This is a genomic window from Pseudomonas sp. PSPC3-2 (assembly GCF_049897085.1).
Taxonomy (GTDB): domain Bacteria; phylum Pseudomonadota; class Gammaproteobacteria; order Pseudomonadales; family Pseudomonadaceae; genus Aquipseudomonas; species Aquipseudomonas paraveronii.
Window position 1 is genome coordinate 97,602 of record NZ_JAFCVO010000010.1, and the last position, 22,506, is coordinate 120,107.

Genomic DNA, 22,506 nt, shown 5'->3' on the forward strand with positions numbered 1-22,506 from the left:
CGCGTGCCTGGCCTGGCCTTCACGCTCCCGCATTCCAAGGACCCGCCCCATGCTGCTGCGCCAACCTCCGCTGCTTTTTGCCGCCCTGACCCTCAGCTCCCTTGTGCAGGCCGAAGACCTGCAATTGGCGCCGATCGAAGTCACCACCCGTGAAGCCAGCGCGGGTGAAGTGGCGCAGGCGCAGCTCAAGAGCGTGCCCGGCGGTACCAATTACATTGACATGGGCAGCGTGCAACAGGGACGGGTGAGCACCAACGAGGACGTGTTCAAGTACCAGGCCGGGGTGTACGCCAAGGCGGCGAATAATGAAGGGGTAAAGCTCTCGATTCGTGGCTCGGGCCTGAATCGCAGCACCGGCGCCCATGCTTCCGGGTTGTACGAGATGCTCGACGGCTTGCCGCTCACAGGCCCCGGCGGTACGCCTTATGAACTCAAGGACCCCTTGTGGCAAAGCCGCGTCGAGGTGCTGCGCGGCGCCAACGGTTTTGACCAGGGCGCGCTGGCCCTGGGTGGGGCGGTCAATTACGTGACCCACACCGGCTACGACGCGCCCAAGTTGCAAGTGCGCTATGAAGCGGGCAGCCGTGGCTATGCCCAGCGCGAGATCAGTTCGGGCCAGGTACTGGGCGACGCCGACTACTACATCAGCCTCACCGATTCCGAATCCGACGGCTATCAGCAGCAGAGCGCCGGCACCGGCAAGGGTGTCGCGGCCAACTTCGGCTACCGCTTCAACCCGGCGCTGGAGACGCGTTTCTACGTGCGCTACCGCGAAACCACCAACGATACGCCGGGCAAGCTCACGCGCTACCAGATCAGCCACGATCCGCGTGCCGCCAACAGCCTCAACGCCGCCCGCGACTCAAAACGCCTGCAACCGGGCTCCACCTGGCTCGCCAACAAGACCACGTTGCAGCTCGACGACAATTCCCGGATCGAAGTTGGCCTGGCCTATCACGACTACCCGATGGACCTGCGCGAAGGCACCAATCGCCTGAAAGTCGCCTACACCGATATCAGCGGCACGCTGAACTACATTCGCCAGGACACGCTGTTCGGCCACGACAGCAAAACCACGATCGGCTTGCGCACCACCCAGGCGATGCCGAACAACGGCGCGTCGGAATACGTGCGCATTCCTGTCGGCAATACCGCAGGCTACGCCCCTGGCACCAAGACCCGCGACTACAGCTACCTGGGCTCCGACACCGTGCTGCACATCGGCAACGACCTGGAACTGGTCCCGGACCTGTGGCTGACCACCGGCCTGGCCGCGATCTACACCCGCCGCGAAACCCAGGTGACCTATCCCGATGGCCAGGCGCCGCTCAGTCAACATGACTGGGACTACGCGCCGCGTATCGGCCTGCGCTATGACTTCACCCCACAATTGCAGGTGTACGGCAACCTGAGCCGATCGGTCGAACCGCCGCATGCCTGGTCGATGATCTGGGGCTCCAACAAATACTTCGGGCCAGGCAGCGGCCCGGCGACCGGACTGCAACGCGAAGGCGTGAGCTTGAAAAACCAGACCGCCACCACGCTGGAAGTCGGTGGTCGGGGTGATGCGTGGTTCGGCCAATGGGACCTGGCGCTGTACCGCTCCGAAGTGCGCCACGAGTTGCTCACCGTCGAAACCCAGGCCCAGACCCCTACCAGCAATGCGATCGTCGCCGAATCCAACGCCAGCCCCACGGTTCACCAAGGCGTCGAACTGAGCCTGCTCAGCCCGCTGTGGGACGGCGGCCGCAGCGGTAAGCTCGCCCTGCGCCAGGCCTACACCTTCAGCGACTTCCACTACCGCGACGATGAGCGCTTTGGCGACAACACCTTGCCGGGCATTCCCAAGCACTACTACCAGGCGCAACTGCGCTATAGCCATCCGACCGGCTTCTACACCAGCCTCAACACCGAGCACTCCTCGCGTGTGGCGGTGGACTACGCCAATTCCTACTACGCGACGGCCTATACCTTACTCGGCGCGACCTTCGGCTACGACGCCCCGCAGCAGGACTGGCAAGCCTGGGTCGACCTGCGCAACCTGACCAACCGCCGCTACGCCAACACAGTCACGCCCGGTTACAACGATAACGGCCTGGACGCCGCCCGCTCCACGCCTGGGGATGGTCGGGGCATTTACACCGGCGTGTCGTGGAGCTGGCGTTGAGACACCGACAACAGGCGCTCGACTTGCGCCTGCTCCCACATACTCATCAATGCCACCGGATTGGTGCCGTAGCGTTGCCAACTGTCCAATGACCCATTCCGCCCGTCGGGTGAGCGGCAGTGCTGGCAGCCCACCAGCACCGCGCCTTGGATCAGCAGCACTACCTGCCAGCCGTCGATTTCCACGCTCACCGTGTCATCCACTGCCGCGCAGGCGCTGATGACCCGCGTTTCCAGGGCCATATCCTTGAGCACTTGATAAGCCTCCCGTGCAGAAACGGTGGCGGCGCTTGCGGTCATCGGCAATGTCCTCGTGATGGGGCGCAGAAGTGTCGCGTGTGGATGGGACGGTTTCAAGTCCGAGGGGGCCCTGTCTCAATCACGTTTGTTCAGTCATTGCCTTGGCGCAGGCGCTTGTACAGCGTGTTGCGGCTCACTCCGAGTTCCCGCGCAAGGTGGGAAATATTCCCGCCCGCCGCTTTCAAGCGCAGCGTCAGATCGACGCTGTCATCCAGAGACGCGCTGGCGGGCAGCGGCGCCGTCACGTTCAGATCCACGAAGAAATCATCCGGCAGATGCTCCGGACGGATCGCCTGCCCCTCGGCCATGGCCAACGCCACCTGCAACACACTGCTGACCTGGCGCAAATTGCCCGGCCACGGGTGCTGCTCGAACAACGCCAGCACCTCGGCGCTCAGCCCGGCCCATTGGGTCGGTTCGCGGTGTTGCTGCCACAGGTGTTGGAATAGCGCCTGCTTGTCAGTGCGCTCGCGCAGTGGCGGCAGCTCCAGGGTCAATCCGCCAATGCGGTAGTACAAATCCTCGCGAAAGCGCCCGGCCTGCACCTGCTCGCGGAGTACATGGTTGGTGGCGGAAATGATGCGCAAATCCACCGGGAACAGTTCGCTGCTGCCCACCGGTTGCACGCAGCGCTCCTGCAAGACCCGCAGCAAGCGGGCCTGGGTCGGCAGTGGCATATCGCCGATCTCGTCGAGAAACAGTGTGCCCTTGTCGGCCTTGCGGATCAGGCCGATGCTGCCTTTTTGATTTGCACCGGTAAACGCGCCTTTTTCGTAGCCGAACAGTTCCGATTCCACCAGTTCAGCGGGAATCGCCGCACAGTTCACCGCGATAAACGCCTGTTGGCTGCGCGAACTGGCCTGGTGCAGGGCTTTGACGAACACCTCTTTGCCCACGCCGGTTTCACCGTGGATCAGCAGCGGAATGTCCTTTTCCAGCAGGCGTTCGGCCTGGCGCACGGCCTTTTCCACGCGCACATCGCCGAAATGCAGGGTGTTGAGGCTGATCGATGCGGCTTTAGGCGGCGCCGGTTGGCTGAAAACGCGCGCGTGTACCGGCATCTGCTTGGGCCGCTTCAATAAACACTGGAAGCGATTGCGGCCTGCCGCCTGCAAGGAAAACGGCAAACCCTGCGGCTGATTCAGTAACTCCAGCATCGACACCTTGAACAAACGGTCGATCATCACCCGCGACAGGCTGATGCCCAGCAAATTGTCGGCGCGCCGATTGGCCGACAACACCTGGCCGCTTTCATCAAAGATCAGCAGGCCCGCCCATTGACTGTCGAGGTTGTTCAGCCCGGTGTTGAAGGTCAGTTGGAAATGCTCGCCGCGAAACAGGTTGAGGATCAGCCGGTTTTCCACGGTCTGGCTCATCATCTTGACCATGCCCAGGGTGTGGGAGGGCGGCAGGTAGCTGTCGCTGGACACGTCCAGCACCGCGATGATTTCGCGCTGGGCGTCGAAGATCGGCGCCGCCGAGCCGGTCATGAAGCGGTTGGCCTTGAGGAAGTGCTCATCGTGTTCGATATGCACCGCCTGGGCGCAGGCCAACGCTGTGCCGATGGCATTGGTGCCACTGGAGCGCTCCATCCAACTGGCGCCGGCGCTGAAACCACGGGCCAACTTGGGTTCGATGAAGCGTTGGGTGCCCCACGACGTCAACACCTGGCCCTGGTTGTCGGCCAGCATGATCAGACAGTTGGAGTTGCTCAGGATGTTCTCGTAGTAAGGCAATACTTCCTGGTGGGTGGTCTGCACCAAGGAATGCTGGCTCTCCAGCAATTGGCTAATGCCCTCGGCGGGCAGTTGGTCAAAGCTGGGTGGGCTCAGATGGTCCAGGCCGAACGCGCGGCAGCGGCGCCAGGAGTCCTGGATGAGGGTGTCGTGAGTCAGCGGTTCGGCCATGGAGACCTTCTTTTTATTGTTTTGGGGTCTTGCACAATCTAACGGATGTAACCAAGTCAATGTCGGAGGGGCGGTGTTCAGTAAATCGGGTTAAAACAGTGTTGTTCAGAACTGTTCATTGTCAACCCGGCGAGTGTTCAGTTGTTCAGTCAGCATTGTTCATTTTTGTTCACTCCCGAACATCTCTTTCAGGGCATTTGCTTGTGGATCAAGCACCTGCCGCAGTTGGCATGAAACTCGCTCTGACGACTGGCCAGATTCATTCCAATAATAAAAAAGGGCGTGTCATGTCATTGACCCTGGAACATGTCTCCCGCGTCATCGAAGGCCAGACCTGGATCGACGATGCCAACCTGCGTTTCGAGGCCGGCTCTTTCAACGTGCTGCTCGGTCGCACCCTGTCCGGCAAGACCAGCCTGATGCGCCTGATGGCCGGCCTGGACAAGCCCGACAGCGGCCGCATCCTGATGAACGGCGTGGATGTCACGCATAAACCGGTGCGCCTGCGCAACGTGTCGATGGTGTATCAACAGTTCATCAACTACCCGACCATGACCGTGTTCGAGAACATCGCCTCGCCGTTGCGCCAGGCCGGTGTGTCCAACGAGCTGATCCAGAGCAAGGTGCTCGAAACCGCGAAGATGCTGCGCATCGAGAAATTCCTCAAGCGTCACCCGCTGGAACTGTCCGGCGGCCAGCAGCAACGCACGGCGATGGCCCGCGCGTTGGTGAAGGATGCCGAACTGATCCTGTTCGATGAGCCGTTGGTGAACCTGGACTACAAACTGCGCGAAGAACTGCGTCAGGAAATGCGCGAGCTGTTCAAGGCCCGCCACACCATTGCCATCTACGCCACCACCGAGCCCAACGAAGCGCTGGCGCTCGGCGGCACCACCACCATCCTCCACGAAGGCCGGGTGATCCAGAGCGGCAAGGCGGCCGAGGTCTACCACCAGCCGCAAACCGTATTGGCCGCCGAGTTGTTTTCCGAACCGCCGATCAACCTGATGCCGGGACGCATCAGCGGCAACGAAGTGAGCTTCGCCAATTTCATTCATTTCCCGCTCAACGTCGACCTGCGACCCATCGGCGAGGGCGAGTTCCGCTTTGGTGTGCGCCCCAGCCATATCGCCCTGGTGCCCAGCAACGACGACGACCTCGAACTGGCGGTGACCGTGGAAGTTGCCGAGATCAGTGGCTCGGAAACCTTCCTGCATGTACGCAGCGAGCATTTCCTGCTGGTGCTGCACTTGCCGGGGGTGCATGAGTACGACGTCGACGCGCCGATCCGCGTGTACATCCCCACCCATAAACTGTTTGTGTTCGACAGCCAGGGCCGTTTGGTCCAGGCGCCCGGACGCCGTGTAGCGAGGGTTGCCTGATGGCCGAGATCCATTTGCAGAACTTGGCGCACAGCTACAGCCCTACGCCGACTGGTCCTGAAGACTACGCCATTCGGGAAATGAACCATGTGTGGGAGCAGGGCGGTGCCTACGCCTTGCTCGGGCCTTCGGGCTGTGGCAAGTCGACCCTGCTCAATATCATCTCCGGCCTGCTCAGCCCGTCCGAAGGGCAGGTGCTGTTCGACCATAAAGTGGTCAACGAGCTGACCCCGGAAAAACGCAACATCGCCCAGGTGTTCCAGTTCCCGGTGGTGTACGACACCATGACGGTGTTCGACAACCTGGCTTTCCCGTTACGTAACCAGGGCATGGCCGAGGCGAAAATTCACAGCAAAGTGCAGGAAATCGCCGAAGTCCTCGACCTGCAAAGCCTGCTGGGCAAAAAGGCGCGCAACCTCACCGCCGACGAAAAACAGAAAGTTTCCATGGGCCGTGGTCTGGTGCGCGACGATGTCTCGGCGATCCTGTTCGATGAGCCGCTGACGGTGATCGACCCGCACCTCAAATGGAAACTGCGGCGCAAGCTCAAGCAGATCCACGAGCAGTTCAATATCACCATGGTCTACGTGACCCACGATCAACTGGAAGCCTCGACCTTCGCCGACAAGATCGCGGTGATGTACGGCGGGCAGATCGTGCAGTTCGGCACGCCACGCGAGTTGTTCGAGCGGCCGAGCCATACGTTTGTCGGCTATTTCATCGGCAGCCCGGGGATGAATCTGATCAAAGTGCAGGCCGAGGCGGGCGGCGTGCGCTTTGCCGGCACCCATCTGCCCATGTCCGCCGCGTTGCAGCAACGCATTACCGATACGCACTACACGACCTTGCAGGTGGGCATCCGCCCGGAATTCATTCACGTGTGGGATGAGCCAAATTCCGACGCCCTCCAGGCCGACGTCGTTTATGTGGAGGACCTCGGCACCTACAAGATCCTGACCCTCAACCTCGACGGCGCACCGCTGAAAGTGCGCCTGGCCGAAGACAAACCGGTGCCCGAGGGGCGCGCCTCCATCAGCTTCCCCACGCAGTGGTTGATGCTCTACGCCGACGATTACCTGCTGGAGGTGCTGCCATGAACAAGGTGCAGAACAACAAGGCCTGGTGGCTGGTGTTGCCGGTGTTCCTGCTGGTGGCATTCAGTGCGGTGATCCCGATGATGACGGTAGTCAACTACTCGGTGCAGGACATTTTCGACCAGTCCAGTCGCTATTTCGTCGGCGCCGACTGGTACAAGCAGGTGTTGCTCGACCCGCGTCTGCACGACTCGTTGTTGCGCCAGTTCATCTACTCGGCGTGCGTGCTGCTGATCGAAATCCCGCTGGGCATCGCCATCGCCCTGACCATGCCGACCAAGGGGCGCTGGTCATCGCTGGTGCTGATCATCCTCGCCATTCCGCTGCTGATTCCGTGGAACGTGGTGGGCACCATCTGGCAGATCTTCGGCCGCGCCGATATTGGCCTGCTCGGCTCCACCCTCAATGCCATGGGCATCAGCTACAACTATGCGGCCAACACCATGGACGCCTGGGTCACGGTGCTGGTGATGGACGTCTGGCACTGGACGTCCCTGGTGGCGCTGCTGTGCTTCTCGGGGCTGCGCGCCATTCCGGACGTGTACTACCAGGCAGCGCGTATCGATCGGGCGTCGGCGTGGGCGGTTTTCCGACACATCCAGTTGCCGAAGCTGAAAAGCGTGCTGCTGATCGCGGTGATGCTGCGCTTCATGGACAGTTTCATGATCTACACCGAGCCCTTCGTACTGACCGGCGGCGGGCCGGGTAACGCCACCACGTTCCTCAGTCAGACGCTGACCCAGATGGCTGTCGGCCAATTCGACCTGGGCCCGGCCGCAGCGTTTTCCCTGGTGTACTTCCTGATCATCCTGTTGGTGTCCTGGCTGTTCTACACCGCCATGACCCATTCCGACGCCAACCGCTGAGGCCGCCAACATGAGCAAGCGCAAACTCATACCGCTGCTGATCTACATGCTGTTCCTGCTGGTGCCGATCTACTGGCTGCTGAACATGTCCTTCAAAAGCAACACCGAAATCCTCGGCGGGCTCACGCTGTTTCCGCAGCATTTTACCCTGGCCAACTACAAGGTGATCTTCACCGACCCGAGTTGGTACACCGGTTATCTGAACTCGCTGTACTACGTGAGCCTGAACACCGTGATCTCCCTGAGCGTGGCGCTGCCGGCGGCCTATGCGTTCTCGCGCTATCGCTTCCTGGGCGACAAGCACCTGTTCTTCTGGCTGCTGACCAACCGTATGGCGCCACCGGCGGTGTTTCTGCTGCCGTTTTTCCAGCTGTATTCGTCGATCGGCCTGTTCGACACGCATATCGCGGTGGCCTTGGCGCATTGCCTGTTCAACGTGCCATTGGCGGTGTGGATTCTCGAAGGCTTCATGTCTGGCGTGCCCAAGGAAATCGACGAAACGGCCTACATCGACGGCTACTCCTTTCCCAAGTTCTTTGTGAAGATTTTTATCCCGTTGATTGGCTCCGGCATCGGCGTGACGGCGTTTTTCTGCTTCATGTTTTCCTGGGTCGAACTGCTGCTGGCGCGCACGCTGACCTCGGTCAACGCCAAGCCCATCGCGGCGGTGATGACCCGCACCGTCTCGGCGTCGGGGATCGATTGGGGCGTGCTGGCAGCGGCGGGGGTATTGACCATCCTGCCCGGCATGCTGGTGATCTGGTTTGTGCGCAACCACGTGGCCAAGGGCTTTGCCCTGGGCCGGGTCTGAGGAGTCGATGATGGAATGGATGGCCTGGACCACCCCGACCGCGCTGTTCTTTGGCGGTATCGCCCTGATTCTGGCGGGCATGACCACCTGGGAACTGCGCTCGCCGAGTATCCCTCGGCGCGGTTTTTTGCCGATCAGCACCACCCGTGGTGATCGTTTGTTTATCGGTCTTCTCGGAAGCGCCTACCTGCACCTGCTGGTGATCGGCGTAACCGACTGGAGCATCTGGGTGGCGTCCGCGCTGTCTGTGGTGTGGCTGTTGTCTGTGATGCGTTGGGGCTAGCGCTCCGTATGAATAAACAACCAGGAGGTCTCTATGTTCGATAAAAACAATAAGCTGCGACATAGCATTTCATTGGCCGCCGTACTGGCCCTCAGTGGTTTGAGCGCCACGGCCTGGGCCGATGCGTATGAAGAGGCGGCGAAAAAATGGATCGGCAGCGAGTTCAAACCGTCGACCCTCACGGCCGACCAGCAGCTCGAGGAACTCAAGTGGTTTATCAAGGCCGCCGAACCGTTCCGTGGGATGAAGATCAACGTGGTGTCGGAAACCCTCACCACCCATGAGTACGAATCCAAGGTACTGGCCAAGGCCTTCAGTGAAATCACCGGCATCAAGCTGACCCACGACCTGCTGCAGGAAGGCGACGTGGTGGAGAAACTGCAGACCCAAATGCAGTCCGACAAGAACATCTATGACGGTTGGGTCAACGATTCCGACTTGATCGGTACGCACTTTCGCTACGGCAAGACCGAATCCATCACCGACCTGATGGCCAACGAAGGCAAGGACTTCACCTCGCCGACCCTGGACATCAAGGACTTCATCGGGATCTCCTTCACCACCGCGCCGGACGGCAAGATCTACCAGTTGCCCGACCAGCAATTCGCCAACCTGTACTGGTTCCGCGCCGACTGGTTCGAACGTCCCGAGCTGAAAGCCAAGTTCAAGGAGAAGTACGGCTATGACCTCGGCGTGCCGGTGAACTGGTCGGCCTACGAAGACATCGCCAAATTCTTCAGCGAAGACGTCAAGGAAATCGACGGCAAGCGCATCTATGGGCATATGGACTACGGCAAGAAAGACCCGTCCCTGGGCTGGCGCTTCACCGATGCCTGGTTCTCCATGGCCGGCGGTGGCGACAAGGGTTTGCCCAACGGTTTGCCGGTGGATGAGTGGGGCATTCGCGTGGAGGACTGCCACCCGGTGGGCTCCAGCGTGACCCGTGGCGGCGACACCAACGGCCCGGCCGCCGTGTTTGCCACGCAGAAATACGTGGACTGGATGAAAGCCTATGCGCCACCGGAAGCGGCGGGCATGACCTTCTCCGAGTCCGGCCCGGTGCCGTCCCAGGGCAATATCGCCCAGCAGATCTTCTGGTACACCGCGTTTACCGCCGACATGACCAAACCGGGCCTGCCTGTGGTAAACGCCGACGGCACGCCGAAATGGCGCATGGCGCCATCGCCCGTCGGGCCGTATTGGGAAAAGGGCATGAAGAAGGGGTATCAGGACGTGGGTTCCTGGACCTTCCTCAAATCGACGCCTGAGAAGCAGAAACTCGCGGCCTGGCTGTACGCGCAGTTCGTCACCTCGAAAACCGTGTCGCTGAAGAAAACCATCGTTGGCCTGACGCCGATTCGTGAGTCCGACATCAACTCCCAAGCCATGACCGACCTGGCGCCGAAACTCGGTGGCCTGGTGGAGTTCTACCGCAGCCCGGCCCGGGTGGAGTGGACCCCGACCGGCACCAACGTGCCCGACTATCCACGCCTGGCGCAACTGTGGTGGAGCAACATCGCAGCGGCCGCCAGTGGCGAGAAAACCCCGCAACAGGCGCTCGACAATCTGGCCAAGGAGCAAGACGCGATCATGGCGCGCCTGGAGCGTTCCAAAGTGCAACCGGTGTGCGGGCCGAAAATGAACCCGGAACGCGACGCCCAATACTGGTTCGACCAGCCGGGCGCGCCGAAGCCGAAACTGGCCAACGAGAAACCCAAAGGCGAAACCGTGGCCTACGGCGACCTGCTCAAACAGTGGGAGGCGGCGCGTAAATAAACGCACTCGGTAGAAAATGTGGGAGGGGTCTTGCCCCCGATTGCGGCGCCAGTCGATACATGCATTGACTGAACCATCGCTATCGGGGGCAAGCCCCCTCCCACATTTTGATCTTCATCTGTCAGGGGGATAGACCTGTTCCCCGACAAACCGCTTGGCCAGAAAGCCATACAACAGATACCCGAACGCCAGCACCAGCATCGCGCCAAACACCGCGTCTTCACCGCAGGCATAAATCGCATACAGCGAATACCCCACGGCCACCAGCACCACCAGCGTATTGCGCGCCTGCACCGTCGCGCTGGCGTGCGCCTTATACATCATCACCAGCAAGCCGGTGAGGGCGGTCACATAAGGCAACAGGTTAGTCACCACCGCCAGGTTCACCAGTTTGCTGAACTGCGCGCTGGCAGTGGGCGAGATGGTCGACAAGGCAATCAGGCTTTGCAGCGTGGCACAGGCCAGCAACCCCAGCACTGGCGCATTCGCGGCGCTGACGCGGCTGAAAAAGCGCGGAAACAGGCGCTGGTCCGCCGACATCTTGGCCGTTTGCGCCAGGGTGAATTGCCAGCCCAGCAACGAACCGATACAGGCTAGCACCGCCAGCGCCATGATCAGCTGGCCGACCCCGGGGTTGAACATCTGCGCGTAAACCAGCGCAAACGGTGCCGAGGACGCGGCCAGTTCGGCATTGGGCACGATGCCCTGGATCACCGAGGTCGACAGCACATACACCACGGCCACCCCAAGCGTGCCGAGCAGGCAGGCCAGGGGCACGGTGCGGTTGGGGTTCTCCACCGCATCGTAGCCCTGGGCGGCCGACTCCATGCCAAGAAAGGCCCACAGGGTCAGAGGAATACTCGCACTGACGGCGTCCCACAGGTGCAGTTGGTGTGGGTTCCAGGCGGCCGTGAACACCTCGGGCTTGAAATAGAACCAACCGATCACACAGAGCCCCGCCACTGGAATGATCACGCCCCATACCGTCACCACACCGATGCGCCCAGTGATGCGCGGGCCGCCGAAGTTGGCCACGGTGGTCAGCCAGATCAGCGCCAGGCTGCCGACCAACAACGGCACCGGCCCGCTACCCAGCCACGGAATAAACGATGACAAATAGCCCACCGCCGAAATTGCAATCGCCACATTGGCGATGATCAGCGACAGAAAATACAGAAACGAACACAGGAAAAACCCCGACTTGCCGTGGGCCTCCTCGGTATACGCCGACATCCCGCCGGTGCGGGTACAGAACATCCCGCATTGGGCGAAGCCGTAGGCAATCGCCATTGAACCGAGCGCGGTGACGACCCACGACAGCAGCGAAATCGCACCCAGTTGCGCCATGCTGGCCGGCAACATGATGATCCCCGAGCCCATCATGTTAATCGCTACCAGGGTGGTCAGGCCCAACAGGCTCATCTTCTTGCTGGGTGTGGTCATCCGAAACTCCTTGTGATCAATGCAAAACCCGAGCCTGTGCTGAGGCCGTCAGACGACGGTTTTAGCCGCTCTATCCTTTAGTCGCGCTGAGAATCCGCGCCGTATCGCGTGCCGGTGGCAAGCCGAACACCCGTGCGTAGTCCCGGCTGAATTGGGTCGGGCTTTCATACCCCACCTCGAACGCGGCCTGGGTCACGCTGCTCGCACTGGCCACCATCAATGTGCGCGCGTGCAGCAGGCGCACGCGTTTCTGATACTGCAACGGGCTCAGGTTGGTCACCGCCTTGAAGTGCCGATGAAACGCCGAAGCACTCATCGCCGCCAGCGAAGCCAGCGCGTCTACCCGGATCGGTTCGGCAAAGTCGCGGCGGATCCACTGGATCGCCTGGCTGACCCGCGCCATGGCGGTGTCCGGCGCGGCGATTTCCCGCAGCATCCAACCGTGCGGGCCTTGCAGCACGTGGTAGAGGATTTCCCGCTCGTAGGCTGGCGCCAGGGCTGCAATCGCCACCGGATCGCCCATCAGGCGCAGCATGCGTACCCAAGCGTCCATCAATGAAGGCGTCACCGCCGCCACGGAAAACCCGGCTTCCTGCTCGCCGCGGCCGCTGGGCGCCGGCAGGTCATTGAGCAAGGTGCTGAGCACCGTCGGGTCCAGGGTCAGGCTGACCGCCAGGTACGGCTCACCGGTACTCGCCGGGTTGACCACCCCCACGGCGGGCAACTCGATGGACATCACAAAATACGTCGCCGGGTCGTAATGCAAGGTGCGGTCGCCCACGGTCATGCACTTACTGCCCTGGAGGATCAGGTTGATCATCGGGTCGTACACGGCCGCGAGCATATGCTCCGGAATCGCGCCCTGGACCATCGCCACGCGCGGGATGCCAGTCTCGGTGCGACGGTTTTCCGCCTTGGCGGCCAAGGCGCGCAGTTCGATCAATTGATTATTCATGAGAGCCATGCTGATCCCACTGATGAACCTTGCGCAAGGGAAAAGCAGAAACAGGCAGGATTGGAGTAGGAACGGCAGCGTCCCAGGGTAGGGCGATCGCTATTGTGGTCACTTAACTTTTCGACAGTGGAGCAGGCCATGAGCGTCATCGTGATTACCGGAGGCAGCCGTGGAATCGGTGCCAGTACCGCCGAATGGTGTGCCCGCCAGGGCCACGGCGTGATCCTCACTTACAACCGTAACACCGACGCGGCACAGGCGGTGGTGCAGCGCATCGAAGCCGTCGGCGGTAAGGCGCTCGCGCTGCAACTGGACGTCGCCGATGTGAGTGCTTTCGCGGCCTTTCGCGACACAGTGACACTGGCCCTGAGCGCCACGTGGGGCGTGAACAGCTTGAGCGGGCTGGTCAACAACGCTGGCTACGGTCTGTTCAACCCCCTTGAGTCGGTGACCGAGGCGCAGTTCGACGGCCTGTTCAATGTGCATCTCAAGGGCCCGTTCTTCCTCACCCAAACCTTGCTGCCGCTGCTGGAAGAGCATGCCGGCATCGTCAACCTCACCAGCGCTACCACCCGTGTCGCCACTGCCGGCGTCGCACCGTATGCCGCGTTCAAGGGCGGCCTGGATGTGCTCACCCGCTACATGGCCAAGGAGTTCGGCGCGCGGCGTATCCGCGCCAACGCGGTGTCCCCTGGCGCCATTCGCACCGAACTGGGCGGTGGCTTGAACGATGAATTCGAAGCACTGCTGGCCGGGCAAACTGCCCTGGGTCGGGTCGGCGAGCCGGAAGACGTGGCGCGCGTGATTGCGATGCTGCTGTCTGAGGAAGGCCGCTGGATCAATGCCCAGACGATTGAAGTCGCGGGCGGTTACCTCATCTGATTGGAAGTACACCTTATGAAAACGTTGATGATCTACGGCGCCACCGGCTACACCGGGCGCATGGCGGCCGAGCACGCCAAGGCACTCGGGCTCGACCTGGTGATTGCGGGCCGCAACGCAACGGCCCTGGCAGCTCTCGCCGCACAGTTGGACGTTGCCTACCGTGTGTTCAGCGCGGATGAGCATGCCGCCGCCAGCCTCACGGGCATCGACGTCCTGCTCAATTTCGCCGGGCCGTTCGTACACACCGCCCAGCCATTGATGCGCGCCTGTATCGCCAGCGGTACCGATTACCTCGACATCACCGCCGAGATCAATGTGTACCGGCTGGCCGAGCAACTCGGTGTTGACGCCCGTGAGGCCGGCGTGATGCTGCTGCCTGGCGTGGGCTGGGACGTGGTTCCCACTGACAGTCTGGCGATGCACGTCGCCCGCCGCGTGCAGCAACCCCATGCGCTGAGAATCGCGCTGCAGGTGCCCGGCGCCATGTCGCGTGGTTCGGCCATGAGTGTCGGCGAGATCATCGGCGCCGGCGTCCTGGCGCGCATCGATGGTCACCTGGTTGCCACCCCGGACGCGCCACCGCAACAGCTGGATTTCGGCGACGGTCCGGTCCTGTGCGCGCCGCTTTCGTTTGGCGACCTGGTCACCGCGTGGCACTCCACGGGCGTCGCCAATATCGCCATGTTCGTGCATATCACTGGCGAGGCCTTCCCTGACGGTGACCTGTCACAACTGCCCGACGGCCCTAGCCAGGCACAACGCGATGCCCACCGCGCCCGCGCCGTGGCCGAAGTGACCGCTGCCGACGGCAGCGTTGCGCGCTCCGTGATCGAGACCGTCAATGGCTATAGCTACACGCCGTTGGCCGCCGTGGAAGCCGCACGTCGCGTACTCGGCGGCGAGCGGCGTGTAGGTTTTGCAACCCCGGCAGGCCTGTTCGGCGTTGGCTTTGCCCAGACGATTGCAGGCACGCGGATCATCGATTTATAGCCCCGGCGCCTGAGCCGCAGATTGGACGGTGGTGGTTTTCAGGGGAGGTGATCAGGCCATCGCCTGCGGTTGGATGCGCAGTTCGCCGTCCACCTCCTTTGCCAACCCACTGGCCAGAAACAGCGGCGCCAGGCGCTTGTGCAACTGCGGCTCGACAAACTCCTTCACCGCCGGCAGCGCCAGCACGCCACTGAGCGGCAACTCCGCCTTGGTGTACGAGAGCCACGCCTTCTTCAGCATCAACAACACATCGCTGCCGGCCGTCGAGGCAAAGCGGCGGTGGGTGGGTTTGGCGTCGAGGTTGAAGGTGTGCTGGAACGCATAGCCGGTTTCATCCCCGCCACTGGCAGCACAGCGCACGCAGGTGCATGGGCCGTCGCCAAACGCGTTGCGCAGGTAGGTGTTGAAGTCCACCACGGGTTTGAGTGACAGGCGCTTATCCACCTCGAACAGGTCCCCGGTCATTTTTTCGTCAGTGTTCAACGTCCATTTCCTTGCTGGTAGGCGGCGGCTTTTCAAAGCGCGGCACAATAGCAGCCAAGCACGGTTTTGGGGACTATTTGCATCACAATAGATCCGGACGCCGGCTTGCCTGCGACCGTGTTTTGGTCGCCGGCAAGCCGGCCGCCAGCCTCAATCGGCGGAGAACTTGAAGACGGTGCGCTGGGTGTAGGTCTGCCCTGGGTCTAAGCGTGTCGAGGCAAACTTCGGTTGGTTCGGCGCGTCGGGAAAGTGCTGGGTCTCCAGCGTGAAACCGCTCCAGTGCTTGTAGGTTTTGCCTGCCTTGCCCTTCACCGAGCCATCGAGGAAGTTGCTGGTATAGAACTGCACCCCAGGTTCGGTGGTGTAGAGCTGCAAACGGCGGCCGGAGTCGGGGTCGTACACGTCGGCGGCGAGTTGTTTGAGATCGCCTTGGGTGTCCAGCGCCCAGTTGAAGTCAAACCCGCCCTGTTTCGGCTCGGCGAATTTGAGTTGCGGATGATCGTCCTTGATGTGCTGGCCGATGGCAGTGGGCTGGAGAAAGTCCATCGGCGTGCCCTTGACCGGTGCCAGTTCGCCGGTGGGGATCAAGGTCGCATTCACTGGCGTGTAGTGGCTGGCGTGCAACGTCGCCACCTGCTTGAGGATATCGCCGTTGCCCGCGCCAGCGAGGTTGAAATAGCTGTGGTTGGTGAGGTTGAGCACCGTCGGTTTGTCGGTGGTGGCCTTGTAGTCGATGTGCAGTTCGTTGTTGTCGTTGAGCCGATACGTGACTTCGGTGGTCAGCTTGCCGGGAAAGCCCATCTCGCCGTCCTTGGACAGGTAAGTCAGGGTCACGCCGACCGAATCCTTGTCCTTGACGGGCTTGGCTTGCCACACGCGCTTGTCGAAGCCCTGGGCGCCGCCATGCAGAGAGTTGGGACCGTCGTTGAGTGGCACCTGATAGCGCTTGCCGTCGAGTTCAAACGCACCGCCAGCCAGGCGATTGCCGAAGCGGCCGATGGTCGCGCCAAAAAACGCCGTGCCGCGCTGATAGCCCTGCACGTCGTCGAAGCCGAGCACCACGTCCTCGACCTTGCCGTGCTTGTCCGGCACTTTCAGCGCCTGCAACACGCCGCCATAGGTGATCACCGTGGCTTGCATGCCATGGCTGTTGCGCAATATGTATTGCTCGACGGCGCTGCCGTCGTTGGTTTTCCCAAACGGTTTATGTTCACTGGACAGACCGGCCGCTTGCGCGCCACCGCTGGCGATCAGCATGGACAAGGCAAGGCCGGACAGCAGGTATCGAGGGTGCTTCATGGTCGAACTTCCTTTTGTTGTTTTGAGTGGAATAGTTCTACTAATGTGCGATATTTTGTCGGTGTGACCGCAAATTTATAGCCTTAAACGCCGATTTCGTAAAATAAAATAAGACTAATTGATCGAGGCAACCTTGATATGAGTACTGAACAGGCCGTTTATCCCGACCTTAAGGGCAAGACCGTGTTGATTTCCGGAGGCGCTTCGGGGATCGGCGAATTCATGGTGCGCGCCTTCGCCGGGCAGGGGGCCAAGGTGGCTTTCGTCGATCGCGCGCAAGGCCAGGGCGAGCGCCTGGCCGCGTTGTTGAGTGCCCAGGGGCATACCGTCGAGTTCGGGCATTGCGACATCACCGACGAGATTGCCTACAAGGCCGCGATTGCGCGCTTCGAATACGCCCTGGGGCCGATCACCGTGCTGGTGAACAATGCCGCCAACGACGTGCGTCATACCCTGGAGGAAGTCGACTCGGAGACCTTCGACAAGCTGATTGCCGTCAACCTCAAGCACGCCTTTTTTGCCACCAAGGCCGTGGTGCCGATGATGAAGCGGGCGGGCGGCGGTTCGATCATCAACCTGGGCTCCGTTGGCTGGATGATGGCCTCCGCCGGCTACCCGGTGTACGCCGCCAGCAAGGCCGCCGCCCACGGCATGACGAGAGCGCTGGCGCGCGAACTGGGCCCGGACCGTATCCGCGTGAATACGCTGGTGCCGGGCTGGGTGATGACCGAAAAACAACTGATGATGTGGGTCGACGACGCTGCCAAGGAACTGATCAGCCGCAGCCAGTGCCTGCCTGGCAGCGTATTGCCGGAACACATCGCCAACATGGCGCTGTTTCTCGCTTCGCAGGCGTCGGCGATGTGTTCGGCGCAGAACTTTATTGTCGATGGCGGCTGGGTGTAGAGCGGGTTACACGATCGGGCAGCGCTTGAAGGCTGGATGCTGCTCCAGTCGCTCGGCGTGGCGTTGCACATGGGGGAACGCGTCCGCCTTGACGACCGAGGCCACGGTGAACTGGCTGAAGGACCAGGCGACCGCCGCCGTCAGCGAGGCCTGGGTCAGCGCTTCGTTGTCGGTCTGGCTCAGGTGTTGGTCCAGCAGCGTATACGCGGCCAGCAATTGCGCGTTGACGCGCTCAAGCCACGGCGCATGCTGCTTCTCGGCCGGCCGCAGGTTGTGTTCATACACGATCTGCACGCTTTTCTCACAGGCCGCCAGGGCCAGCCCGAGCAGTTGCAGGTCTTTGGCGCGTGCCGTAGGGGCCTGCGGCAGCAGTTTTTTGTCGGCCGGGGCCAGGGCTTCGAGGTAATCCAGGATCAGGCTGGAGTCCATCAACACGGTGCCATCGTCCAGCACCAGGGTCGGGGCCTTGACCACGGGGTTGATCCGCGCAAATTCGCTGTAGGTGCTGAACACGGACAAGGGCTCATGCATAAAATCCACGCCGTACAGTTCCAGGGAAATGGCCACGCGACGCACGTAGGGTGAGTCGAGCATTCCGATCAGTCTCATAAAGCCTCCATTGATGCCGGGTGAATTGCGGTGCCTGGAAGATTAAAAGGCACTCGTTCGGTCTGTGCAATGTTTGAACGCGCAATGCCCGTGCGCCGCCCATTACGGTGGGCGCGGCGCTGCTGGTGTGACGCGCCACCTGCCTTTGGTTTAGTCTGGAACGCTTCGTTGACCGCAAGCACATCAGGAGCCGTGAGCATGACCGAATACGTACCCCCCAAGGTCTGGACCTGGGACGCCGAAAGTGGCGGCACGTTCGCCAGTATCAACCGCCCCATCGCCGGGGCGACCCACGACAAGACCCTGCCGGTCGGCAAACACCCGTTGCAGTTGTACTCGCTGGCCACGCCGAATGGGCAGAAAGTCACGATCCTGCTCGAAGAGCTGTTGGCCCTCGGGCATACCGGTGCGGAATACGACGCCTGGCTGATCAAGATCGGTGACGGCGACCAGTTCGGCAGCGGCTTTGTCGCGGTGAACCCGAACTCGAAAATCCCTGCTTTGCTCGACCGCAGCGGTGCTACGCCGATTCGCGTGTTTGAGTCCGGCGCGATCCTGCAGTACCTGGCGGAGAAATTCGGCGCGTTCTTCCCCACTGAACCCGCGGCCCGTGCCGAGTGCCTGTCGTGGCTGTTCTGGCAGATGGGCAGCGCGCCGTACCTGGGGGGTGGTTTTGGGCATTTCTACGCGTATGCGCCGAGCAAGATGGAGTACCCGATCAACCGCTTTGCCATGGAAACCAAGCGTCAGCTGGATGTGCTCGACCAGCGCCTGGCGGTGAGCGAGTACATTGCCGGTGACGAATACACCATCGCCGATATCGCCATCTGGCCCTGGTACGGTGGCCTGGTCAAAGGCCGCTTGTATGACGCGGCAAAGTTTCTCTCGGTGCAGGATTACAAGCACGTGCTGCGTTGGGCCGATGCGATCGACGCGCGGCCGGCGGTGCAGCGCGGGCGGCGGGTCAACCGGGTGTCCGGGCCGCTCGAAGAGCAGTTGCCGGAGCGGCACGATGCGCGCGATTTCGATCGTTAAGGTCGATGCCGCGCCGTTGCGCCCCTGAGGCTTAGCTCAACAACCCGGTGCTGACCGCCACGATCAGGAAGATCCCCAGCAGTGCGCGGTAGATCACGAACGGCCAGGTGGAGAACCGCTCCAGGAACTTCATCAGGCCCCAGATCGCGAAGAACGCCGAGACGCTGGCGACCACCAGGCCAAACAGCAAGTGCGGCCAGGCATGGGCCGGCATGTCGGCGTGCAGCAGCACCCACAGCTCCTTCAAACCGGCGAGGGCGATAGCCGGCAGGCCCAGCAGGAACGAGAAACGCGCGGCTTCTTCACGCTTGAAGTTGAGGAACAGCGCGGCGGTCAGCGTGGAACCGGAGCGCGAGACCCCAGGAATCAAGGCGCCAATCTGTGCGATGCCGACGATCAGCGCGTCGCGCAGGCGCATTTCACTCACCTTGCGCGTATGCCGCGCACTCAGTTCGGCCGCCGCCAGCAACACCGCCATCACCACGCAGGCAATGCCGATCACCATCAGCCCGCGCAGCGGTGAGTTACACGCATTCAAGGTCGAGGACAACGCCAGGCCGGCAATGCCGATCGGAATGGTCGCCAGCACAATCGCCACCGCCAGCTTGAACCACTGATTGTTGTAATCACCCTGGCGTACCGCGCCAATACTGCCGGTGACCACCTGGCGCACATCGCGCCAGAAGTAACTGACCACCGCTGCCAGCGCCGCCAATTGCATCGCCGCCGAAAACGCCGAGCCCGGGTCCTGCCAGCCGAGCAGGGCGGGCACCACACGCATATGGGCGGTGGACGACACCGGCAACAGCTCGGTAATGCCCTGGATCACGCCCAGGATGAAAATCTGCAGGTAATCCAGGGAGGCAAAGCCCACATCCAGGCCGGCGGAACAGACGTTGGTCAAAGTACGTGTCCTTGAGAAAAAAGAGGCAAGCCGGCGAAGTTTATTCGAAATGTTTCGAGGGTTCGGACAAGGCCGCGCCTATTTGCAATCGGTTCAGCAAGTAGAAAGGTTCAAGCCGCTATTGGACTGGGGCAGGGTTTTGTGAACAATGGCGCCCTGCGTTTTTTCACCGAGAGCCTCATGCCTGAAACCACCGTCGAATTGATCCAGACCGGCCCGGAAGCGTCCGAGCTGATCCGCAACCTGTACCAGTACTACGCTTATGAGTCTTCGGACTGGGAGCAAGAAGATGTGGAGGCGGACGGCCGCTTCTACATCCATGACGAACACCTGAACCGCTACTGGCAAGACCCGCAATGGAGCGCCAACCTGCTGCTGGTCGATGGCTATATCGCCGGTTTCCTGCTGATCGAAGGCAGTGAGTTACCGGGCATCGATGCCCTGGAACTGGCCGACCTGTTCATCCTCAAGCGCTATCGCCGCAAGGGCATCGGCAGCGCGATCGCCACCCAGGTGCTATGCAGCGGCGCGGCCAACTGGCTGGTGCGTTTCTATGATCAGGATGAAGTGTCCCAGGCGTTCTGGCGTACCGTGCTGGATAACCTGCCACGCCCGGTGCAGACCCTCGAGCTGGACGATGATCCGCAATTGACCAGTTACCTGATTACGCGGGCGTCGTTGCACTAAGCGCTGCGTTCGCCAAAAAAAGCCTGTTGCATGGCCTGGGGCGGTTGCCCAAAGGCGCGCAGAAACGCCTGGCGCATGCGCTCGCGGTCGCCGAAGCCGGTTTCGCGGGCCACCACTTCGACCGGGTGGCGGCTGGTTTCCATCATCGCCCGCGCGGCTTCCACTCGCAGTGACTCGATGGCCTTGGCCGGGGTCTGCCCGGTTTCTTCACGAAACACCCTGCTGAACTGACGCGGGCTGAGCCGGGCGACATCGGCCAGGGCTTCCACCGACAGGTCGTGGGTCAGGTTTTCGCGGGCGTAGGCCAGGGCCAGTTGTATGCGGTCGGACTTGGGGTCCAATTCCAGCAACGCCGATAGCTGCGACTGTTCGCTGCCCCGGCGCTGGGCAATCACCAGCTTGCGCGCGATGCGCCGGGCGAGGTCGCTGCCCAGGTCGTTCTCCACCATCGCCAGCGCCAGGTCGACCCCGGCGCTCATGCCGGCGCCGGTCCAGATCTGGCCGTCGACGACGAACAGCTTGTCTTCTTCCAGCTGAATATCCGGGTAGCGCTTGCGAAACGCCGGCGCGTGAATCCAGTGGGTGGTGGTGCGTTTACCCGCCAATAATCCGGCCTCGGCCAGCACAAAAATGCCGGTACACAGCGAGGCGACGCGCCGCGATTGCGCCGACGCAGCCTTGACCAGCTCCAGCAGGTTGGCCTCCGGCAGACGAAACTCCAGGTAACCGCTGACGATCAGGGTGTCATAGCCCTGCGGCCGGATCGGCGTGGTATTCACCGAGAACCCCTGCGACGTCATCACCGCGCCGCCGCTCTCGGACACCAGGTGAAACTCATAGGCCGGCTCGCCGCGCAGCAGGTTCGCGCACTCGAACACCGAGCCCAGGCTGAGGCTCAGGGACTGGAAGTTCGGGTAAACCATCAGCGCAACGCTGTGCATCGCCATTCTCCAATGCGGGCGGGAGGGGCGATTGTCGGCGCGTGCCGGGAAAACGGCAACCGGGTTCGCGTCATGTCCGGAATCCTTGCGCATATGACATTGTGGGCGTCCGGCCCGGCTCCTAACATTCACCCCACGAACTAGACGACTGGTCTAATCGGACGGAGTGAAGCATGAACAGCGCAACCAAAAGTGCCCGGCAGACCATTCTGGAGACGGCGCAATCGATTGTCGGCGCCAAAGGGTTTTTTGCGGTGGGCCTGAACGAAATACTTCAAGCTGCCGATGTGCCGAAAGGTTCGTTTTATCACTACTTCCACTCCAAAGACGCGTTCGGTGTGGTATTGCTCGATACCTACTTCGATCACTACGTGCAGGGGATGGCGCAACTGTTCGACGCGCCTGGGCTATCCCAACACGCCAAGTTGATGCGCTATTGGCAATGCTGGATCGACAATCAGACCGGTTGCACCGACGCGGGCAAATGCCTTGCCGTCAAACTCGGTGCAGAAGTGTCAGACCTTTCAGAACCGATGCGATTGGCCCTGGATCGCGGCACATCCAGGACCATCGCCTTGCTGGCCGACGCGATTGGGCGCGGCGTCGAAGACGGTTCGCTGACAGTGACGCAAACCCCGCAAAGCCTGGCCCGCAGCCTGTATGCGTTATGGCTGGGGACCAGCGTCATGAGCAAGATCACCCGTACATCCGCGCCTTTTGATCAGGCGCTGCTACTGACCCGACAGCTGTTGGGTTGCCCTGACACACACTGACCTTCACCCTA

The 22,506-nt window shown here is 61.7% G+C and carries 22 protein-coding genes; 13 read left to right on the plus strand and 9 right to left on the minus strand.

Annotated elements, in window-relative coordinates:
• Positions 1-49: 49 nt before the first annotated feature.
• Positions 50-2,167: a TonB-dependent receptor family protein gene (locus tag ACP7CJ_RS17895; RefSeq protein WP_426100885.1), complete on the plus strand. Its 2,118-nt coding sequence runs from the start codon at positions 50-52 to the stop codon at positions 2,165-2,167.
• Here ACP7CJ_RS17895 and ACP7CJ_RS17900 read toward each other — a convergent pair.
• Positions 2,137-2,466, minus strand: coding sequence for a DUF7693 family protein (locus ACP7CJ_RS17900; RefSeq protein ID WP_276197612.1), 330 nt, complete (start codon positions 2,464-2,466; stop codon positions 2,137-2,139). The two genes, ACP7CJ_RS17895 and ACP7CJ_RS17900, sit on opposite strands and share 31 nt — an antisense overlap.
• A gap of 89 nt (positions 2,467-2,555) precedes the next feature.
• Positions 2,556-4,373 (minus strand): sigma-54-dependent Fis family transcriptional regulator, encoded by a 1,818-nt coding sequence (locus ACP7CJ_RS17905; protein WP_276197613.1) that lies wholly within the window; start codon positions 4,371-4,373, stop codon positions 2,556-2,558.
• Between the two features lie 287 nt (positions 4,374-4,660).
• Here ACP7CJ_RS17905 and ACP7CJ_RS17910 point away from each other — a divergent pair, with 287 nt between their 5' ends.
• The 6 genes from ACP7CJ_RS17910 to ACP7CJ_RS17935 are packed head-to-tail and all read left to right on the plus strand — an operon-like array spanning position 4,661 to position 10,585.
• Positions 4,661-5,755 carry an ABC transporter ATP-binding protein gene (locus ACP7CJ_RS17910; RefSeq protein WP_276197614.1) on the plus strand — a complete coding sequence of 365 codons (1,095 nt, stop codon included), beginning with the start codon at positions 4,661-4,663 and terminating at the stop codon, positions 5,753-5,755.
• Entirely contained in the window at positions 5,755-6,852 is a 1,098-nt protein-coding gene (locus tag ACP7CJ_RS17915) for an ABC transporter ATP-binding protein (RefSeq protein WP_426100887.1), read from the plus strand. The genes ACP7CJ_RS17910 and ACP7CJ_RS17915 overlap by 1 nt, the downstream gene beginning before the upstream one ends.
• Positions 6,849-7,715: a carbohydrate ABC transporter permease gene (locus ACP7CJ_RS17920; RefSeq protein WP_247397808.1), complete on the plus strand. Its 867-nt coding sequence runs from the start codon at positions 6,849-6,851 to the stop codon at positions 7,713-7,715. The genes ACP7CJ_RS17915 and ACP7CJ_RS17920 overlap by 4 nt, the downstream gene beginning before the upstream one ends.
• A 10-nt stretch (positions 7,716-7,725) precedes the next feature.
• Positions 7,726-8,526 carry a carbohydrate ABC transporter permease gene (locus ACP7CJ_RS17925; RefSeq protein ID WP_276197616.1) on the plus strand — a complete coding sequence of 267 codons (801 nt, stop codon included), beginning with the start codon at positions 7,726-7,728 and terminating at the stop codon, positions 8,524-8,526.
• 10 nt (positions 8,527-8,536) lie between these two features.
• Positions 8,537-8,809 (plus strand): DUF2160 domain-containing protein, encoded by a 273-nt coding sequence (locus ACP7CJ_RS17930; RefSeq protein ID WP_247397802.1) that lies wholly within the window; start codon positions 8,537-8,539, stop codon positions 8,807-8,809.
• A 33-nt stretch (positions 8,810-8,842) separates the two neighbouring features.
• Positions 8,843-10,585: an ABC transporter substrate-binding protein gene (locus ACP7CJ_RS17935; protein WP_247397799.1), complete on the plus strand. Its 1,743-nt coding sequence runs from the start codon at positions 8,843-8,845 to the stop codon at positions 10,583-10,585.
• A 114-nt stretch (positions 10,586-10,699) separates the two neighbouring features.
• Here the strand turns inward: ACP7CJ_RS17935 and potE are convergent, their stop codons facing one another.
• Together potE and ACP7CJ_RS17945 are read right to left on the minus strand one after the other, a co-directional pair.
• Positions 10,700-12,028: a putrescine-ornithine antiporter gene (potE, locus tag ACP7CJ_RS17940; protein ID WP_276197617.1), complete on the minus strand. Its 1,329-nt coding sequence runs from the start codon at positions 12,026-12,028 to the stop codon at positions 10,700-10,702.
• A 70-nt stretch (positions 12,029-12,098) separates the two neighbouring features.
• Positions 12,099-12,983 carry an AraC family transcriptional regulator N-terminal domain-containing protein gene (locus ACP7CJ_RS17945; RefSeq protein WP_426100889.1) on the minus strand — a complete coding sequence of 295 codons (885 nt, stop codon included), beginning with the start codon at positions 12,981-12,983 and terminating at the stop codon, positions 12,099-12,101.
• Between the two features lie 138 nt (positions 12,984-13,121).
• On the opposite strand from ACP7CJ_RS17945, the gene ACP7CJ_RS17950 reads away from it, so the two are divergent.
• The gene (locus ACP7CJ_RS17950) at positions 13,122-13,865 is read left to right on the plus strand and encodes an SDR family NAD(P)-dependent oxidoreductase (RefSeq protein ID WP_426100891.1); all 744 of its coding nucleotides are present in this window, start codon (positions 13,122-13,124) and stop codon (positions 13,863-13,865) included.
• Positions 13,866-13,880: 15 nt separating this feature from the next.
• Positions 13,881-14,858 carry a saccharopine dehydrogenase family protein gene (locus ACP7CJ_RS17955; protein ID WP_426100893.1) on the plus strand — a complete coding sequence of 326 codons (978 nt, stop codon included), beginning with the start codon at positions 13,881-13,883 and terminating at the stop codon, positions 14,856-14,858.
• Between the two features lie 51 nt (positions 14,859-14,909).
• Here the strand turns inward: ACP7CJ_RS17955 and ACP7CJ_RS17960 are convergent, their stop codons facing one another.
• Both ACP7CJ_RS17960 and ACP7CJ_RS17965 read right to left on the minus strand, forming a co-directional pair.
• Positions 14,910-15,341, minus strand: coding sequence for a hypothetical protein (locus ACP7CJ_RS17960; RefSeq protein ID WP_426100895.1), 432 nt, complete (start codon positions 15,339-15,341; stop codon positions 14,910-14,912).
• A gap of 150 nt (positions 15,342-15,491) precedes the next feature.
• A complete protein-coding gene (locus tag ACP7CJ_RS17965; RefSeq protein WP_426100897.1) occupies positions 15,492-16,640 on the minus strand; it encodes an aldose epimerase family protein in 1,149 nt (382 codons plus the stop codon).
• Between the two features lie 138 nt (positions 16,641-16,778).
• On the opposite strand from ACP7CJ_RS17965, the gene ACP7CJ_RS17970 reads away from it, so the two are divergent.
• Positions 16,779-17,546, plus strand: a complete 768-nt coding sequence (locus tag ACP7CJ_RS17970) for an SDR family NAD(P)-dependent oxidoreductase (RefSeq protein WP_276197623.1) — start codon at positions 16,779-16,781, stop codon at positions 17,544-17,546.
• 6 nt (positions 17,547-17,552) lie between these two features.
• On the opposite strand, the gene ACP7CJ_RS17975 is transcribed toward ACP7CJ_RS17970, so the two are convergent.
• Entirely contained in the window at positions 17,553-18,155 is a 603-nt protein-coding gene (locus tag ACP7CJ_RS17975; protein ID WP_426100899.1) for a glutathione S-transferase family protein, read from the minus strand.
• Between the two features lie 198 nt (positions 18,156-18,353).
• Here ACP7CJ_RS17975 and yghU point away from each other — a divergent pair, with 198 nt between their 5' ends.
• The gene (gene yghU / locus ACP7CJ_RS17980; protein ID WP_426100902.1) at positions 18,354-19,190 is read left to right on the plus strand and encodes a glutathione-dependent disulfide-bond oxidoreductase; all 837 of its coding nucleotides are present in this window, start codon (positions 18,354-18,356) and stop codon (positions 19,188-19,190) included.
• Positions 19,191-19,221: 31 nt separating this feature from the next.
• Here yghU and ACP7CJ_RS17985 read toward each other — a convergent pair whose 3' ends face one another.
• A complete protein-coding gene (locus tag ACP7CJ_RS17985) occupies positions 19,222-20,094 on the minus strand; it encodes an undecaprenyl-diphosphate phosphatase (RefSeq protein ID WP_276197626.1) in 873 nt (290 codons plus the stop codon).
• Between the two features lie 180 nt (positions 20,095-20,274).
• On the opposite strand from ACP7CJ_RS17985, the gene ACP7CJ_RS17990 reads away from it, so the two are divergent.
• The gene (locus ACP7CJ_RS17990) at positions 20,275-20,781 is read left to right on the plus strand and encodes a GNAT family N-acetyltransferase (RefSeq protein ID WP_247408585.1); all 507 of its coding nucleotides are present in this window, start codon (positions 20,275-20,277) and stop codon (positions 20,779-20,781) included.
• Here ACP7CJ_RS17990 and ACP7CJ_RS17995 read toward each other — a convergent pair.
• A complete protein-coding gene (locus ACP7CJ_RS17995) occupies positions 20,778-21,722 on the minus strand; it encodes a GlxA family transcriptional regulator (protein WP_253396638.1) in 945 nt (314 codons plus the stop codon). The genes ACP7CJ_RS17990 and ACP7CJ_RS17995 overlap by 4 nt on opposite strands.
• 173 nt (positions 21,723-21,895) lie before the next feature.
• Here ACP7CJ_RS17995 and ACP7CJ_RS18000 point away from each other — a divergent pair, with 173 nt between their 5' ends.
• The gene (locus ACP7CJ_RS18000) at positions 21,896-22,495 is read left to right on the plus strand and encodes a TetR/AcrR family transcriptional regulator (protein WP_426100904.1); all 600 of its coding nucleotides are present in this window, start codon (positions 21,896-21,898) and stop codon (positions 22,493-22,495) included.
• The last annotated feature ends 11 nt before the right edge of the window (positions 22,496-22,506 follow it).

Excerpts from the sequence above, each read along its gene's own strand:
- ACP7CJ_RS17895 (WP_426100885.1), top strand. The coding sequence starts at position 50 with ATGCTGCTGCGCCAACCTCCGCTGCTTTTTGCCGCCCTGACCCTCAGC.
- ACP7CJ_RS17900 (WP_276197612.1), bottom strand. The coding sequence starts at position 2,466 with ATGACCGCAAGCGCCGCCACCGTTTCTGCACGGGAGGCTTATCAAGTG.
- ACP7CJ_RS17905 (WP_276197613.1), bottom strand. The coding sequence starts at position 4,373 with ATGGCCGAACCGCTGACTCACGACACCCTCATCCAGGACTCCTGGCGC.
- ACP7CJ_RS17910 (WP_276197614.1), top strand. The coding sequence starts at position 4,661 with ATGTCATTGACCCTGGAACATGTCTCCCGCGTCATCGAAGGCCAGACC.
- ACP7CJ_RS17915 (WP_426100887.1), top strand. The coding sequence starts at position 5,755 with ATGGCCGAGATCCATTTGCAGAACTTGGCGCACAGCTACAGCCCTACG.
- ACP7CJ_RS17920 (WP_247397808.1), top strand. The coding sequence starts at position 6,849 with ATGAACAAGGTGCAGAACAACAAGGCCTGGTGGCTGGTGTTGCCGGTG.
- ACP7CJ_RS17925 (WP_276197616.1), top strand. The coding sequence starts at position 7,726 with ATGAGCAAGCGCAAACTCATACCGCTGCTGATCTACATGCTGTTCCTG.
- ACP7CJ_RS17930 (WP_247397802.1), top strand. The coding sequence starts at position 8,537 with ATGGAATGGATGGCCTGGACCACCCCGACCGCGCTGTTCTTTGGCGGT.
- ACP7CJ_RS17935 (WP_247397799.1), top strand. The coding sequence starts at position 8,843 with ATGTTCGATAAAAACAATAAGCTGCGACATAGCATTTCATTGGCCGCC.
- potE (WP_276197617.1), bottom strand. The coding sequence starts at position 12,028 with ATGACCACACCCAGCAAGAAGATGAGCCTGTTGGGCCTGACCACCCTG.
- ACP7CJ_RS17945 (WP_426100889.1), bottom strand. The coding sequence starts at position 12,983 with ATGAATAATCAATTGATCGAACTGCGCGCCTTGGCCGCCAAGGCGGAA.
- ACP7CJ_RS17950 (WP_426100891.1), top strand. The coding sequence starts at position 13,122 with ATGAGCGTCATCGTGATTACCGGAGGCAGCCGTGGAATCGGTGCCAGT.
- ACP7CJ_RS17955 (WP_426100893.1), top strand. The coding sequence starts at position 13,881 with ATGAAAACGTTGATGATCTACGGCGCCACCGGCTACACCGGGCGCATG.
- ACP7CJ_RS17965 (WP_426100897.1), bottom strand. The coding sequence starts at position 16,640 with ATGAAGCACCCTCGATACCTGCTGTCCGGCCTTGCCTTGTCCATGCTG.
- ACP7CJ_RS17970 (WP_276197623.1), top strand. The coding sequence starts at position 16,779 with ATGAGTACTGAACAGGCCGTTTATCCCGACCTTAAGGGCAAGACCGTG.
- ACP7CJ_RS17975 (WP_426100899.1), bottom strand. The coding sequence starts at position 18,155 with ATGAGACTGATCGGAATGCTCGACTCACCCTACGTGCGTCGCGTGGCC.
- yghU (WP_426100902.1), top strand. The coding sequence starts at position 18,354 with ATGACCGAATACGTACCCCCCAAGGTCTGGACCTGGGACGCCGAAAGT.
- ACP7CJ_RS17990 (WP_247408585.1), top strand. The coding sequence starts at position 20,275 with ATGCCTGAAACCACCGTCGAATTGATCCAGACCGGCCCGGAAGCGTCC.
- ACP7CJ_RS17995 (WP_253396638.1), bottom strand. The coding sequence starts at position 21,722 with ATGCACAGCGTTGCGCTGATGGTTTACCCGAACTTCCAGTCCCTGAGC.
- ACP7CJ_RS18000 (WP_426100904.1), top strand. The coding sequence starts at position 21,896 with ATGAACAGCGCAACCAAAAGTGCCCGGCAGACCATTCTGGAGACGGCG.